We start from the raw sequence: 13721 nt of genomic DNA, 5'->3' as shown, positions 1-13721 counted from the left end.
CGCGTCAGCGGCCGGTGCGCGTGGACCAGAGCGCCTTGCCGCCCGACCTGACGTAGATCACCACGTTGCCGTCGTTCTGCACGGCCAGGAAGGCACCGGGCGTGGTCGTGCGGCTGTGCCACACGGCCTTGCCGGCGGCGTCGTAGATGACGAAGTTGCCGTCGGTCTGCATGGTGGCGAACGCGCCCTTGCGGGAGCCGGTGGTCCTGGTGCTCCATAGCGCCTTGTCCGCGCTGGTGTAGAGGACGAGGTTCCCGTCGCGCTGCATCTCCAGCCGGTAGCGGCGGTCGGTGGACCGCCGCAGCTGACCGGGCCGGAGCGTGTCGCCGGGGCGCAGCAGGTTGTCCAGGCCGGACATGCGGTCCCACACGGCGTCGCCCGCCTTGCTGTAGACGACCAGGTTGCCGTCGTTCTGCACGGCCAGGAACGAGCCCGGCCTGGTGGTGCCGCTGTGCCACACGGCCTTGCCGGCGGCGTCGTAGACGACGAAGTTGCCGTCGGTCTGCATGGTCGCGAACGCGCCCTTGCGGGAGCCGGTCGTCCTGGTGCTCCACAGGCCCTTGCCGGTTCCGCGCCGGTAAAGGACGAGGTTGCCGTCCTCCTGCATGACCAGCAGGTAGCGGCCGTCGGGGGAGCGCCGGGACTGGCCGGCTTTGAGGGTCTCGCCGGCCCGCAGCAGCTCGCCGGCGGCGGAGACGGTCGTGGCGGAGGTGGACGCCGTGGCGGCGACGGCGACAGTCGCCGGGGTGAGCGTCAGCGCGCCGCCGAGCGCCACGACGGCCACCGTCTTCATGGATGTACGCATGGGTGTGCCCCTTGGGGAGAGTGGTGTCACGACCGGTACGCACCGGTCGATGGCACAACCTAGGGAAGAGGCACGGGGTATTCGATCTTTTCGAAACCCGCCTAACAGTCAGCTCATCAAATCGACCAGGGCCTCGCCCCGTGAGGTCAGACCGATGCGCACGTGGCGGCCGTGCCGCTCGCGCTCCAGGAGGCCCGCCGCCTGCAACTGGTCGCAGTGGTAGCTGGCCGTGGCCGGGGTGCAGCTCAGGAGGCCGGCCAGCTCGCCCATGGTGAGCGGCACCCGGCCCGCCCTCAGTATCGTGGCGCGCACCCGGCCGACCGTCAGGGCCAGGCTGTCCTTCTCGTCGCTCTCCGCCTCGTGGCCGGACCAGAGCAGGCCCACGGCGGGCACGGGGTAGCCGATCCACGCCAGCCCCGGCCGGTCGAAGGAGAACAGGCACGCGCCGTGACCGGAGACGACCGGCACGAACGTCAGCTTCCTGCCGCCCAGGTCGAACCGCCGGCCCTGCTGGTCCGGCAGCCTGATGGAGGTGCCGCCGAACCTGAACCTGCTGTTCAGGCCGGTGAGCACGGCCTCCAGAGCGCCGGTGACCGCCGCGACGCCCACCCGCTCGCGCTCCTTGCCGAGCAGCCCGCCGGCGCGGTGCCACGTCGGCGCGAAGTCCTCCCACAGCCTGCGCATCAGCCGCGCGTAGACGCGGAGCCACGCCCGCGGGCGGTCCACGACGGGCTGCCAGTGGACCGGCGCCCCGGCCCCGAACTCGGCCTCCAGTTCCCTGATCAGGGTCGCCGGGTCCAGGTCCTCAAGCATCTCCAGATAGGTCTCGACGTCGCCCTCGACCATCGTGGCCGTCGCCGTCAGGCAGTCGGGGATGATCGAGCAGTACGGGTCGAACAGCGGCTTCAGCGCGGCCGCGTCCTCGCCGATCACGCCGGCCACCCCGCGCCGCCAGTGACCGGGCACACCGTGCGGCCGGCCGCCCACGCTGCCCGCGGCCAGCGACAGCAGGCTGACGCCGGGGTGCAGCGCCACCGTCGCCCTGACCTCGTCCAGCGGTCCGAGTTGCAGTTCCGAGTACCCGTTCATCGTCCCCCAGCCGCCGGTCGAGCCCGGCCGATGGCTATTGTGCACAGAGCCTGGGGGACGCGGTCATCCGCCCGCAATCACTAAGAGAATCCTCGAAACGAGGGCCGACGGGCTACACGCGGCCCGGCCAGTCGGCGTAGCGGATCTCGCCGAGCACCGCGCCCTCGCCCGGCACCAGCGAACGCTCGTGCAGCTCGGCCCCGAAGTAGCGCGCGTCCGGGTCGGTGACCACCTGGCGGGGGTCGCCCCAGGCGGCGAGCGCGTCGCGGAAGAACTCGTCCATCCTGAACTGCTCCGGCCCGGCGACCTCGACCCTGCCGTTCAGCGGCGACCCCACCGCGGTCCTGCCGACCTCCTTGGCGACCTCGTCGCCCGCGATGGGCTGGTAGAGCACCGGCGCGATCCGTACGGTGCGGCCGTCGGTGGAGGCGGCGTCGGCGATCGTCCGGGTGAACTCGAAGAACTGGGTCGCGTGCACGAGCGAGAACGGGATCCCCGCCTTCTCGATCAGCCGCTCCTGGGCGAGCTTGGCCTGGAAGTAGCCGCTGTCCGGCAGCCGCTCGGTGCCCACCACCGACAGCGCGACGTGATGCCCGACGCCGGCTTCGGACTCCGCGGCGAGCAGGTTGCGGGTGGAGGTCTCGAAGAACTGCATGACGGCGCTCTCCTCGAACGACGGGGAGTTCGACACGTCGATCACCACGGCCGCGCCGGACAGGACCTCGGCGAGCCCTTCGCCCGTGAGGGTGTCGACCCCGGTGTTCCGCGCCGCCGCCACCGCCTCGTGCCCGTACTCGCCGAGCCTGGTCACGAGCTTCGACCCGATCAGGCCCGTCCCGCCGATTACCACGATCTTCATGACAACGCCTTCCTTGTCCCCCGGTGAACCAGGGTTCCCGCCCCTGGGACAAGGCAAGCCCGCAGTCCGTGCCAACTCCGGGGAAATTGTGCGGTCAGGAGGGAAGGCGGTAGACCGACACGTGCGAACGCGACTCGGCGGTGAAGGCGGCGCCGGACCAGTCGGCATGCCTGCTCTCCAGCTCGAACCCGGCCAGCTGCGCCATGCGGGCGACGAAGGCCATGTCGGAGCCGTAGCGATCACGACGAATCTTCCGGACGTCCCCCGAGATCATGCCGGGCTCGTGAACCGGCGCCCTTGTCGATCGACGTGTTCCGGCCGGGCAGGCCGAGTCATTAGGCTGCCTCACGACGAGGGCCGCGTGCGGTGGGGGCGAGGTGACCGGTGTGGCGGAGGAGGCGGCACGGCTGCTGGTGCGGTTCGGCCGCCGTTACGCGGCCGCCGTGCGCCTGGCGACGCTGGTGCCGATCTGCGCTGTCGCCCTGTTCAGGGCGTCCCCGGAGCACTTCGCGGCCACCGCCTCGATGGTCGCCGTCGCGGCGGTGTGGACGTGCGGCTACGTATGGTGGCTGCGCCGGGGCCGGGGGGACGCGCTGCTCGCCCCCGACGTGATCGTCCTGCTGACCCTGACTGCGAGCGTCACCTGGACCGGCGCCCTTGAGGACACCAATTTCGGATGGTCACGGCTCCTGGTCACCTTCGCGTGCGTGACGTGGCAGTGGCACACCTCGCTGCCCGTGGGAGCCGCCGTGGCTCTGGTGGCCGGAGGCGGGGCGGCCGTCATCGTCGCCATGGCGGTGCCGGACCCGAGTGTGATCAGAGGCAACCTCTGGGCGGTGCCGGCGGCCGCGCTGTCCAGAGCCGCCTGGACCCTCCTGCGGCAGGCCGCAGACAGGGCCGACCGGATGGCGGCCGAGGCCGCCCGGGCGCGTGCCGCCGCGCAGGCGGCGGCGGCCGTCCGCGCCGAGGAACGCGAGCTCGCCAACGCCCTGCACGACACGGCCGCGACGACCCTCCTGATGGTCGGCACCGGGCAGGTGCGCTCCGACTCCGCCTGGCTCGGCCCGCAGGCCCGCCGCGACCTCGACAGGCTGCGTTCCGACAGCAGGCGGACGCCCCGCCCCACCGACCTCGTCGACCTGCTCAGGGCCGACCTCGACGCCGCCCAGCTCTCCGTGGAGTTCGACCTGCCGGCACGCTTACCACTCCCGGCGGGGGTCGCGGCGCCCATCGCCGACGCGGCGCGCGAGGCGCTCACCAACGTGCGACGCCACTCGGGCACGACACGGGCGACCGTCCGCCTGCGCGGGGACTCCCGGTCGCTGCGGCTCGACATCATCGACGAGGGAAAGGGATTCTCCCTGGGAGACGTCCCGGGCCACCGCCGCGGCATCCGCGAGTCCGTGCGCGGCAGGATGACCCGCATCGGAGGCACGGCCACCGTCGTCTCCGCCGAGGGCGAGGGCACCCGAGTGCGGCTCGAATGGCCGGCCGGCCATGACTGACGCCGCCGGGGAGCGGACCGGAGCCCAGCTCAAACGCGGCCTCCGGATAGCGACGCTGCTCGTCGCCGTGGCGATAGCCGGCGGGCTCGGCGGCGCCAACCTGATGCGCCACTGGGACGTGTACGAGTGGCCGGTCGCCCAGGTCGTGGCTCTCGCGATGCTGGCGGCCGTGCTCGCCTGCGAGGCCGTGCTGCTGGTCCGGCGGCGCCCGTGGAACCGGCTGCGCTGGGCCGCCGTCGCCGTGGTGCTCGCCGCGTCCGCTCTCTCGTACGCGACGCTGCCGGACGGGCGGACGTCCACCACCACCGACTGGATCTTCGGCGCGGCGAACTGGGCGGGCTTCACCGTGCTGCTCGACCGCCCGTTGCGGACCTCGGCGGGGTTCCTGGCCGCTCACGAGCTCGTCGCCCTGCTCCACCTGTTCCTGTTCGACGAGCCCGACCGGCAGGCCCTGGCCCGGTTCGCCACCGGCTCGGTGACCGTGATCGGCTTTCCGCTCTGCGTGGCCGTGGGCGCGGCCGTGCTCCGCGGCCTCAGCGCGGCGGCGACCACCGCCCAGCGGGAGCTCGAACGGGTGCGCGTGGTGGAAGCCGTCGCGGCGGCGTCGCACCGCCGCAGGCAGCAGCGGTTCACCGAGCTATCGGCGAGCACGATCCCGCTGCTGGAGGGGTTCGCCGACAACTCGCTCCGGCCGGACGACCCTGCCGTCCAGCGGCTGTGCGCCATCGAGGCGGCCCGGATGCGGCGGCTGTTCGCCGAGACCGACACCGTCGCCGACCCCCTGGTACACGAGCTGCGCCACTGCGCCGACGTCGCCGACCGCAAGGGCGTCGAGGTGGAGCTGGACACGCGCGGGCAGTGGCCGACGCCCCCCGTGGCCGTCCGGCGCGATCTCACCGAGCCGGTGCTGACCGTGCTCGCCACCGCCGCCTCCCGGGCCAGGGTCACCGTCGTGGGCAGCGCGGACCTGGTGTCGGTGAGCGTCGTCGCCGACAGCGGCGAGGTGGACGTGCCGGATCCGGCGACGCCGGGAGTGCTGGTCGAGACGCTGCGCAATGACGAAACGGTATGGATGGAGGTCCGATGGCAGCCCACCGCGCCGGCGACGAGGTGATCACCGCGGTGATCGTCGATGATCACGCGGCCATCTCCGCGGGCGTCAGCGCCTGGTGCGCCGAGGCCGCGCCGCCGATCGACCTCATCGACGCGGGGGAGCGACTCGCCGACGTGTGGACCGGGCCGGGCGCCGCCGCCGACGTGGTGATCTTCGATCTGGAGCTGGTCCCCGGCAGGCCGGACTTCGGCGAGCTGCGCAGGCTGGTCCACAGCGGCAGGCGCGTGGTCGTCTACTCCCAGCACACCGACGACGCCACCGCGATCAAGTGCGTCGACCTCGGCGCGCTCGCCTACCTGACCAAGCGGGAGGGTCCCGAGCACCTGGTGACGGCCATCAGGGCCGCGGCGCGGGGAGAGCCCTACACCGCGCCGTCGCTGTCCGGGGCGCTCGCCGCGGACCAGTCCCCGGACCGGCCGCGCCTGTCCCAGCGCGAGACCGAGGTGCTGCGGGCGTGGTTCGTCTCCTCGTCCAAGGACCTCGTCGCCGCGAAGCTCAACATCACCGTCAAGACCGTCGAGACCTACATCGCGCGCGTACGCGTCAAGTACGCCAACGTCGGCAGGGCCGCCCGCACCAAGAGCGACCTCGTCACCCGCGCCATCGACGACGGCGTCATCACGCTCGCCGAGCTCAACCAGACGCTCGACCACACGGAGGCCACGCTGTAGGGCGTTCGCCGGACACCGGCCCGCCGCCCGCCTCCCTAGAGTTGCGATCAAGCTGCGGCCGACACAGGGGGGCCCGGATGGCACTGAAAATCAAGATCCTCGGACCATGGGAGGTCACGGCGGATGACGAACCGGTCAAGGTGGCCGGTGAGCGGCGGGTCGGCTTGCTGGCCCGGCTGGCGCTGAGCGCCGGCCACGTGGTTCCCGCCGAACAGCTGCTGGCAGACGTCTGGGGGCAGAGCACGGCGGCGACGGCGGCCAAGCAACTGCACATCGTCGTGTCGAAGATCCGCGACCTGCTCTCCAGGCACCAGGAGAACGAGGTCATCACGACCGTCGCCGGCGGATACCGGCTGAACGTGGAGCGGGAGAACGTCGACGCCCATCTGTTCACGCTGCTGAGCGGCCGGGCGGGCGCCGCGCGGGCCCGGGGCGAGGCGGCGACTGCCGACAGGCTGTTCCAGCACGCTCTGGCGCTCTGGCGGGGCGGCGCGCTGACCGGCATCACCGCTCCGTGGGCCCAGGTCGAGGCCGCACGCCTGGAAGAGGAGCGCCTCATGGCGCTGGAGGACCACGCCGACCTCCGCCTCGCCGCCGGTGACCACCGCGCGCTGGTGCCGATGCTCACCGCCCACACCCTGTCCCACCCGCTGCGGGAACGGCCCCGGGCCCAGCTCATGCTGGCGCTGTACCGGGCGTCCCGGGCGTCGGAGGCTCTCGCGGTCTACCGGGACACCCGGTCTGTCATGGTCGGCGACCTGGGCATCGAGCCGGGGCCGGGGCTGCGCCGGATGCAGGAGGCGGTGCTCCGCCGCGACCCGGCGCTGGACCTCGCCTCCCCGGCCATGCTCATGACGCTCACCGAGCGCGTCATCACCACCGCCCGGCGCTGACCGGTCAGCGGTCGGGGATTCCGTCCCGGGCCGGGCGTGACGGCTCCGGCGAGATCGTCCGGAACGGATCCGCGGTCAGCCGGGAAGGCGGTAGACCGACACGTGCGAACGCGACTCGGCGGTGAAGGCGGCGCCGGACCAGTCGGCGTGCCTGCTCTCCAGCTCGAACCCGGCCAGCTGCGCCATGAGGTCGAGCTCGGCGGGCCAGATGTAGCGGTGCGGGCTGCGGAACAGCCGGGCCTGCCTGCTGTCGTCGAACTCGAAGTGGTGCGAGACGACGTGCTGCGCCGGCACGTCGTAGGTGTCGAGACCGATGTAGCCGGGCTCGCTGTGGAAGACCGTGGCCCGCTGCCCTGGCGGGAGCTTGCGCAGCTCGGGCACCCAGAGCTCGATGACGAACCGGCCGCCGGGCGCGAGGTGACGGGCGGCGTTGCGGAAGCACGCGACCTGCCCGGCCTGCGTGAGCAGGTTGGAGATGGTGTTGTAGACGAGGTAGACCAGCGTGTACGTGCCCGGGGCGACGGCCGTCGTCATGTCGCCGGCGATCACGGGGATGGTCTCCTCGTCCGCTTTCGTCCGCAGTTGGTCGATCATCGGAAGGGAGAGCTCGATGCCGGTGACGCTCACCCCCCGCTCGGCCAGCGGCACGGCGACGCGGCCGGTCCCGATGGCGAACTCGAGCGCCCGGCCGCCGCCCGCGAGCTCGGCCAGGCGTCCGACCGTCGGCTCCAGCACCTCGGGCGCGAACATGCCGGTGCCCGGCGTGTCGTAGCGCCGGGCGGTCTCGGCGTCCCAGATGTCCTCCTGTCGCATGCGGCCCACGATCTCCCGCTCGTCCGCGCGCTGTCCAACGATTTCTAGCGCACCCGCTCGGCCAGGAACTCCTCCCACGTGCGCTTGCCCAGCTCGGCCTCCAGCGACAGGTTGTCGCCCGCCCGGTAGGCGCGGCCCGCCTTGCCCGGCATCCGGACCCGCAGCATCGGCCGCCGCTTGCCCCTGGCCGCCAGGTAGCCGCGCACCAGCTCGCCCATCCCGTACACCTTCGGCCCGGCGAGATCCGGCACCAGGTCGGACGGCGGGCCGACGGTCAGGTCCGCGAGGCGGGCGGCGACGTCGCGGGCGTCCACCGGCTGGAACCTGAGCCCGCCGGGGACCGGGACCACGGGGAGCTTGGCCATCGGCGTCACGGCCTTGAGCACGAGGTCGTGGAACTGGGCGGCGCGCAGCATCGTCCAGGGGACACCCGAGTCCATCACGGCCCGCTCGGCGTCCCGCTGGTAGCGGAACCAGGCCAGCGGCACGCGGTCGGCGCCGATCACCGAGATGTGCACCAGGTGCCGCACCTCCGCGCGCACGGCGGCCTGGACCAGGTTGCGGGTCAGCACGTCGTCGTTCTTGGGGCCGCCCGCCAGGTGCAGGACGGTGTCGGCGCCGTCCACGGCGGGCTGGAGGCCCTCGCCGGTGAGCAGGTCGGCGGTCACGTCGCCGCCGCGCCGGCCGAGGACGCGCACCTGGTGGCCGGCGGACCGCAGGAGCGGTACGACGAGGCGGCCGAGCGTACCGGTGCCGCCGGTGACCAGAATCAGGGATGTCATGGTTTGCTCCAGTAGTCCATCGGGTGGGGTCTACAACGCCGACACCTCGCGGGGAAGGAATGTGACACGGTGAACGAGCGCGAGCTGATGACGGCGTGTTTCGAGGAGGAGCGCGGCCGTCTGCGCGCGGTGGCCTACCGGATGCTGGGCTCGCTGAGCGAGGCGGACGACGCCGTCCAGGAGACCTGGCTGCGGGCGAGCCGCGCCGGCACCGGCGAGGTGGCGAACCTGGCGGCGTGGCTGACCACGGTGGTGGGCCGCGTGTGTCTCAACGTGCTGCGTTCGCGGCGGCGGCGCGACGAGGAGCCGCTCGGCGCGGGCATCCCCGATCCGGTCATCAGCCCGGAGTCGGGCGTGGACCCCGAGCACGAGGCGCTGCTGGCGGACTCGGTCGGGCTGGCGCTGCTGGTGGTGCTGGACACGCTGTCGCCGGCCGAGCGGCTGGCGTTCGTGCTGCACGACATGTTCGCGGTGCCGTTCGAGGAGATCGCGCCGCTGCTCGACCGGTCACCGGTGGCGGCCCGCCAGCTCGCCAGCCGCGCGCGGCGCCGGGTGCGCGGGCAGGCCCCGGTGCCGGACCCGGATCCGGCCCGCCAGCGCGACGTGGTGAACGCGTTCTTCGCCGCAGCCCGTGACGGCGACTTCGACGCGCTCGTCTCCGTACTCGACCCCGAGGTCGTGCTGCGTTCCGACGGCGGCGTGGCGCGCGCCCGCCACACGGTCGTCTTCCACGGCGCGGGAACGGTCGCGGAGCAGGCGGTCACGTTCGGGCGGCTCTCGCCGTTCGCCCGCCCGGCGCTCGTCAACGGTACGGCCGGCGTGGTCGTGGTGGCGAAGGACCGGCCGCTGTCCATCATGGCGTTCACCGTCACGGACGGCCGGATCGCGGCCATCGACGTGATCGCCGACCCCGAGCGTCTGGCGCGGCTGATCCCCGGCGTCTGACCCCAGGTCACGCGGGGGTTTCAGGTGCCCCCCGCCCATCGACAAGGAAATTAGGTGAGGCTAAGCTAACGCCTCATGAGACGTCCCCTCACTCTGACCGTGCTGCTCGCGAGCGCGTTGGTGCTCGGGCCGGCCGCCTGTGGTGGCGCGCCCGAGAGCGACTCCGCCTCCGGTGGAGACAAGAAGATCACCGTTTACAGCGGTCGCAGCGAGTCGCTGGTCAAGCCGCTTCTGGAACGTTTCAGCCAAGAGAGTGGCATCACCGTCGAGGCCAGGTACGGCAACACCGCCGCCATGGCCGGCCAGCTCCTGGAGGAGGGAGACCGCTCGCCCGCCGACGCGTTCTTCGCCCAGGACGCGGGTGCGCTGGGCGCGGTGGCCAAGCAGGGCATGTTCGCCCCGCTGCCCGACGACCTGACCGGCAAGGTGCCCGAGACGTACCGGGCCGGCAGCAAGGAGTGGGTCGGCGTCACCGCCCGCTCGCGGGTCCTGGTCTACAACCCCGACCTCGTACAAGAGGCGGACCTGCCCGCGTCGGTCTTCGACCTCACCGAACCGGAGTGGAAGGGCAAGGTCGGCGTGGCCCCGACCAACGCCTCCTTCCAGGCGTTCGTGACCGCGATCCGGGTCCAGCACGGCGAGGAGAAGGCCAAGGAGTTCCTGACCGGGCTCCAGGCCAACGAACCGCAGATCCGCGAGGGCAACGGCCCGATCCTGGAGGAGGTCGACGAAGGCAAGATCGCCATCGGCCTCATCAACCACTACTACCTGGGCGAGCTGGCCAAGGAGCGCGGCACCACGCCGGACACGCTCAAGGCCAAGCTGCACTTCTTCCCCGGCGGCGACACCGGCGCGCTGGTGAACGTGGCCGGGGTGGGCGTGCTCAAGAAGGCCGCCGAGGACCCCGACGTGCGGGCGTTCGTCACGTACCTGCTCGGCGCGGACGCGCAGAAGTACTTCGCCGAGCAGACGTACGAGTACCCGGTCGTGGACGGCGTGGCCCCGCCCGCGTTCGTGCCGCCGCTCGACCAGCTGACCGCGCCCGACGTGGACCTCAACGACCTCGACGAGCTGGAGGCCACGATCGCGCTGATCAAGGAATCGGGGCTCGTCCCGTAGTGATGCGCACGCGCACGCGCCGGCCGCTGCTGCTCGCCCTCTCGGTGGTGACGGTGGCGGTCGCGCTCGTCCCGGTGGCCTACCTGACGGTCAGGACGGCCGAGGCCGGATGGGCGCGGATCGCGGAGGAGGTGCTCACCGTCCGGACGGCCCGGCTGGCCGTCCTGACCGTGGGCCTGGCGGCCGTCGTGACCGTGGCCTGCACCGTCCTGGGCGTGGCGTCGGCGTTCCTCGTCGTACGCACCGACCTGCCGGGCAGGCGGCTGTTCGCGGTGCTGGCGGCGCTGCCGCTGGCCGTGCCCACCTACATCGCCGCGTTCGCCTGGCGGTCCTCGGTGGACGGGTTCGAGGGCTTCTGGGCGGCCGCGCTCGTGCTGACCCTCTGCTCGTACCCGTACGTCTTCCTGCCCGTCGCGGCGGCGCTCGTCAACGCGGACCCGTCGCAGCAGGAGGTGTCGCGCTCGCTCGGCAGGAGCGCGTGGCGCACGTTCACCGGCGTGACGCTGCGGCAGATCAGGCCCGCCTACGCCGGCGGGGCGCTGCTGGTGGCGCTGTACGTGCTGTCGGACTTCGGCGCGGTGTCGATCGTGCGCGCCGACACCTTCACCCGGGCCGTGTTCGTCGCCTTCGACCTGGGCTTCGACCGCACCGGCGCGCTGGTGCTGTCCACCGTGCTGGTGGTGCTGACCATGCTGGTGCTCGCGGGGGAGACCGTCACCCGCCGCCGCGGCGCCCGGTACGCGCACCTCGGCGGCACCCGCAGGACCGCGGCCAGGCAGCGGCTCGGGCGGGCCCGCTGGCCCGCCGCCGCCGCGCTGGCCGTCCTGGCAGGGCTCGCGCTCGGCGTCACCGCGCTCAGCCTCGGCCTCCGGATGCTCCAGGGCGTCTCCCGTCCGGGCGCCTGGGCGGAGGTGGCCGCCGCCATGGGCAACTCGCTCTGGCTGTCACTCGCCGGGGCCGCGCTCACCATGGCGCTCGCGCTGCCGCTCGGCCTGCTGACGGCCAAGGCTCCTGGACCTGTCGCGACTGTGCTCGACCGGCTCGCCTACGTCAGCCACGCGCTGCCGGGCGTGGTGATCGGGCTGTCGCTGGTGTCGTTCGGGGTCACGCTCGCGTACCCGCTCTACCAGACGACCTGGCTGCTGGCGCTCGGCTACGCCGCCCTGTTCCTGCCGCTCGCCCTCGCCGCCGTCGCCGGGGCCGCCGCGCAGGCGCCGCCGGTGCTGGAGGACGTGGCCCGCTCGCTCGGGCGCGGGCCGGTGGCCGTGCTGCGCACGGTGACGCTGCCGCTCGTCCTGCCCGGCATCGGCGCGGGCGCCGCGCTGGTCTTCCTGACCTGCATGAAGGAGCTGCCCGCCACGCTGCTGCTGCGGCCGACGGGCGTCGACACCCTGGCCACCGAGCTGTGGACGCACACCACCGTGGCCGCGTACGCGGCGGCGGCCCCTTACGCGGCGCTGCTCGTGCTGCTGTCATCGGTGCCCGCGTGGCTGCTCACCGCGCGCACCGGCATACTCACCGCGGAGACTTCACGATGAGCCAGTTGGACCTGCGGGGACTCGTCAAGCGCTACGGCGCGGTGACCGCGCTCGGCGGTGCGGACCTCGCCGTGCCCGGCGGCACCCTCACCGCCGTGCTCGGCCCGTCCGGCTGCGGCAAGACCACGCTGCTGCGGTGCGTGGCGGGCTTCGAACGGCTCGACGCCGGCGAGATCTCCGTCGACGGCCGCGTGGTCGCCGGGCCGGGCACGCACACGCCGCCCGAGCGGCGGCACGTCGTCACGGTCCCGCAGGAGGGCGCGCTCTTCCCCCATCTGTCCGTACGGGACAACGTCGCGTACGGGCTGACCCGCGAGGAGCGCCGCTCAGGCCGGGCCGAGGAGGTGCTCGACCTGGTCGGCCTGGCCGGGTACGGCGACCGGATGCCGCACCACCTGTCCGGAGGCCAGCAGCAGCGGGTCGCCGTGGCCCGCGCCCTGGCGCCGCGGCCCTCGGTCATCCTGCTCGACGAGCCGTTCAGCGCGCTCGACGCCGGGCTCCGCGCCGACCTGCGCAGGGACGTGCGGGCCGCGCTGCGGGCCGACAAGGCGACCGGCATCCTGGTCACCCACGACCAGAACGAGGCGCTGTCCGTCGCCGACCAGGTGGCGGTGATGCGCGACGGCCGCGTCCTGCAGAGCGGTCCTCCCGTCGAGCTCTACCGCGAGCCGGCCGACCCGTGGGTGGCGGCCTTCGTGGGCGAGGCCGTGTTCCTCCCGGCGACCGGCCCCGACCTGCTGACGCCGCTCGGCCCGGTCGCCGCGGACCGGGTCCCCGGCGGTACGGGCGAGCTGACGGTCATGGTGCGGCCCGAGCAGATCGTGCTCACGGAAGGGCCCGGCGTGTCGGCTACCGTGACCGGCCACGACTTCCACGGCCACGACGCCACCGTCGCGCTCCTGCTGGCGGACGGCACCCGCGTCACCGCCCGCGTGCCCGGCCACGCCGTCCCGGTCGCGGCCGGCTCGGCGGTGTCGGTGCGGGTCGAGGGGGCGTGCCGGGTGTGGCGCGGGGGTCACTTGGACAGGTAGAGGGTCTTCCAGGTGCCGGCGTACAGGCAGTTGAGTGACGGCTTGGACCGCTTGCCCTCGGCGCAGACCTTGAGCTCGACCTGGTAGACGTCGCTGTCGGTGAACGAGAAGCTCTTCGCCGTCCGGTACGTGCAGTCGCGGACGCTGCGGTGCTTGTGCGGCAGCTGGTTCCCGTCCCGGTAGGTGATGCGGAACACGGCCCAGCCGCAGACCTTGGACGAGGCGGCGTAGTCGTAGACCTTGCCGGTGATCTTCACGGTGTCGGCGGTGGGAAGGTCCGCGTGGTCCTCGCCCTTGGCGGTCAGCGTGCCGACGGCCTTGGCCTTCTGGCCGGGAGCGTAACGCGGGCCCCACGGGGCGGCGGCTTCGGTGGTGGCGGTCGCGGCCTGGGCGGCGGGGGCGATCGCGAGAAGGGTGCCTGCGGCGAGGGCGAGAACGGCGACGGGGCGGGAGAGCGACATCGGTGCGGTCCTTTCTCAAGTTTTCCTGACCGCACTGTGCGCCGCCCCGCTTTCAACCCCCTTGCCGGGTGGAATCCGCCGCTTTCAACATTCTTG

15 protein-coding genes are annotated in these 13721 nt (G+C 72.8%); 8 read left to right on the top strand and 7 right to left on the bottom strand.

Translation table 11 applies throughout. The features are described 5' to 3' along the window. Window positions 1-4: 4 nt before the first annotated feature. From ACIBF7_RS00340 to ACIBF7_RS00325, 4 genes are all read right to left on the bottom strand, one after another. Window positions 5-805 carry a hypothetical protein gene (locus ACIBF7_RS00340; protein ID WP_397195973.1) on the bottom strand — a complete coding sequence of 267 codons (801 nt, stop codon included), beginning with the start codon at window positions 803-805 and terminating at the stop codon, window positions 5-7. Window positions 806-913: 108 nt separating this feature from the next. Beyond that, window positions 914-1894, bottom strand: coding sequence for a winged helix-turn-helix domain-containing protein (locus ACIBF7_RS00335; RefSeq protein WP_364229710.1), 981 nt, complete (start codon window positions 1892-1894; stop codon window positions 914-916). Between the two features lie 112 nt (window positions 1895-2006). After that, the gene (locus ACIBF7_RS00330) at window positions 2007-2753 is read right to left on the bottom strand and encodes an SDR family oxidoreductase (protein ID WP_148035212.1); all 747 of its coding nucleotides are present in this window, start codon (window positions 2751-2753) and stop codon (window positions 2007-2009) included. Between the two features lie 94 nt (window positions 2754-2847). After that, window positions 2848-2976 (bottom strand): hypothetical protein, encoded by a 129-nt coding sequence (locus ACIBF7_RS00325; RefSeq protein WP_378525309.1) that lies wholly within the window; start codon window positions 2974-2976, stop codon window positions 2848-2850. A 154-nt stretch (window positions 2977-3130) separates the two neighbouring features. On the opposite strand from ACIBF7_RS00325, the gene ACIBF7_RS00320 reads away from it, so the two are divergent. The 4 genes from ACIBF7_RS00320 (at window position 3131) to ACIBF7_RS00305 (ending at window position 6936) form a co-directional block, all read left to right on the top strand. Next, window positions 3131-4258: a sensor histidine kinase gene (locus ACIBF7_RS00320; protein ID WP_397195971.1), complete on the top strand. Its 1128-nt coding sequence runs from the start codon at window positions 3131-3133 to the stop codon at window positions 4256-4258. Continuing rightward, window positions 4251-5372 (top strand): hypothetical protein, encoded by a 1122-nt coding sequence (locus tag ACIBF7_RS00315; protein WP_219546722.1) that lies wholly within the window; start codon window positions 4251-4253, stop codon window positions 5370-5372. The genes ACIBF7_RS00320 and ACIBF7_RS00315 overlap by 8 nt, the downstream gene beginning before the upstream one ends. Continuing rightward, window positions 5342-6043 carry a response regulator transcription factor gene (locus ACIBF7_RS00310; RefSeq protein ID WP_219546721.1) on the top strand — a complete coding sequence of 234 codons (702 nt, stop codon included), beginning with the start codon at window positions 5342-5344 and terminating at the stop codon, window positions 6041-6043. Before ACIBF7_RS00315 ends, ACIBF7_RS00310 begins: the two co-directional genes overlap by 31 nt. Window positions 6044-6120: 77 nt before the next feature. After that, window positions 6121-6936, top strand: coding sequence for an AfsR/SARP family transcriptional regulator (locus tag ACIBF7_RS00305; protein ID WP_148035208.1), 816 nt, complete (start codon window positions 6121-6123; stop codon window positions 6934-6936). Window positions 6937-7011: 75 nt separating this feature from the next. Here ACIBF7_RS00305 and ACIBF7_RS00300 read toward each other — a convergent pair whose 3' ends face one another. Together ACIBF7_RS00300 and ACIBF7_RS00295 are read right to left on the bottom strand one after the other, a co-directional pair. Continuing rightward, window positions 7012-7749 (bottom strand): bifunctional 2-polyprenyl-6-hydroxyphenol methylase/3-demethylubiquinol 3-O-methyltransferase UbiG, encoded by a 738-nt coding sequence (locus ACIBF7_RS00300; RefSeq protein WP_148035207.1) that lies wholly within the window; start codon window positions 7747-7749, stop codon window positions 7012-7014. Window positions 7750-7793: 44 nt separating this feature from the next. Further along, complete coding sequence (locus ACIBF7_RS00295; RefSeq protein ID WP_364229718.1) at window positions 7794-8531, bottom strand: NAD(P)H-binding protein; 738 nt, start codon at window positions 8529-8531, stop codon at window positions 7794-7796. A 69-nt stretch (window positions 8532-8600) separates the two neighbouring features. Between ACIBF7_RS00295 and sigJ the strand changes: the two genes are divergently transcribed. The 4 genes from sigJ to ACIBF7_RS00275 all read left to right on the top strand — a co-directional run bounded on the left by sigJ (window position 8601) and on the right by ACIBF7_RS00275 (window position 13164). Then, window positions 8601-9476 carry an RNA polymerase sigma factor SigJ gene (sigJ, locus tag ACIBF7_RS00290; RefSeq protein ID WP_397195970.1) on the top strand — a complete coding sequence of 292 codons (876 nt, stop codon included), beginning with the start codon at window positions 8601-8603 and terminating at the stop codon, window positions 9474-9476. Between the two features lie 75 nt (window positions 9477-9551). Continuing rightward, on the top strand, window positions 9552-10595 hold the full coding sequence (locus ACIBF7_RS00285; RefSeq protein ID WP_148035205.1) for an iron ABC transporter substrate-binding protein: 1044 nt from the start codon (window positions 9552-9554) through the stop codon (window positions 10593-10595). Window positions 10596-10597: 2 nt separating this feature from the next. Beyond that, window positions 10598-12133, top strand: coding sequence for an iron ABC transporter permease (locus ACIBF7_RS00280; protein ID WP_148035204.1), 1536 nt, complete (start codon window positions 10598-10600; stop codon window positions 12131-12133). Further along, complete coding sequence (locus ACIBF7_RS00275; RefSeq protein ID WP_397195968.1) at window positions 12130-13164, top strand: ABC transporter ATP-binding protein; 1035 nt, start codon at window positions 12130-12132, stop codon at window positions 13162-13164. The genes ACIBF7_RS00280 and ACIBF7_RS00275 overlap by 4 nt, the downstream gene beginning before the upstream one ends. Here the strand turns inward: ACIBF7_RS00275 and ACIBF7_RS00270 are convergent. Then, a complete protein-coding gene (locus tag ACIBF7_RS00270; RefSeq protein WP_219546713.1) occupies window positions 13149-13625 on the bottom strand; it encodes a hypothetical protein in 477 nt (158 codons plus the stop codon). The genes ACIBF7_RS00275 and ACIBF7_RS00270 overlap by 16 nt on opposite strands. Between the last annotated feature and the right edge of the window lie 96 nt (window positions 13626-13721).

Origin of the sequence: Nonomuraea sp. NPDC050478 (assembly GCF_044458265.1) — a bacterium.
In the GTDB taxonomy this organism is placed as follows: domain Bacteria; phylum Actinomycetota; class Actinomycetes; order Streptosporangiales; family Streptosporangiaceae; genus Nonomuraea; species Nonomuraea ferruginea.
Note: the sequence above shows the minus strand (reverse complement) of the source record. Positions and strands in the feature narration are given on the sequence as shown.

Coding starts and splice junctions, on each gene's coding strand:
- ACIBF7_RS00315 (WP_219546722.1), top strand. CDS start 4,251: ATGACTGACGCCGCCGGGGAGCGGACCGGAGCCCAGCTCAAACGCGGC.
- ACIBF7_RS00300 (WP_148035207.1), bottom strand. CDS start 7,749: ATGCGACAGGAGGACATCTGGGACGCCGAGACCGCCCGGCGCTACGAC.
- ACIBF7_RS00275 (WP_397195968.1), top strand. CDS start 12,130: ATGAGCCAGTTGGACCTGCGGGGACTCGTCAAGCGCTACGGCGCGGTG.
- ACIBF7_RS00310 (WP_219546721.1), top strand. CDS start 5,342: ATGGCAGCCCACCGCGCCGGCGACGAGGTGATCACCGCGGTGATCGTC.
- ACIBF7_RS00325 (WP_378525309.1), bottom strand. CDS start 2,976: ATGGCCTTCGTCGCCCGCATGGCGCAGCTGGCCGGGTTCGAGCTGGAG.
- ACIBF7_RS00305 (WP_148035208.1), top strand. CDS start 6,121: ATGGCACTGAAAATCAAGATCCTCGGACCATGGGAGGTCACGGCGGAT.
- ACIBF7_RS00285 (WP_148035205.1), top strand. CDS start 9,552: ATGAGACGTCCCCTCACTCTGACCGTGCTGCTCGCGAGCGCGTTGGTG.
- ACIBF7_RS00280 (WP_148035204.1), top strand. CDS start 10,598: ATGCGCACGCGCACGCGCCGGCCGCTGCTGCTCGCCCTCTCGGTGGTG.
- ACIBF7_RS00330 (WP_148035212.1), bottom strand. CDS start 2,753: ATGAAGATCGTGGTAATCGGCGGGACGGGCCTGATCGGGTCGAAGCTC.
- ACIBF7_RS00335 (WP_364229710.1), bottom strand. CDS start 1,894: ATGAACGGGTACTCGGAACTGCAACTCGGACCGCTGGACGAGGTCAGG.
- ACIBF7_RS00270 (WP_219546713.1), bottom strand. CDS start 13,625: ATGTCGCTCTCCCGCCCCGTCGCCGTTCTCGCCCTCGCCGCAGGCACC.
- ACIBF7_RS00340 (WP_397195973.1), bottom strand. CDS start 805: ATGCGTACATCCATGAAGACGGTGGCCGTCGTGGCGCTCGGCGGCGCG.
- ACIBF7_RS00295 (WP_364229718.1), bottom strand. CDS start 8,531: ATGACATCCCTGATTCTGGTCACCGGCGGCACCGGTACGCTCGGCCGC.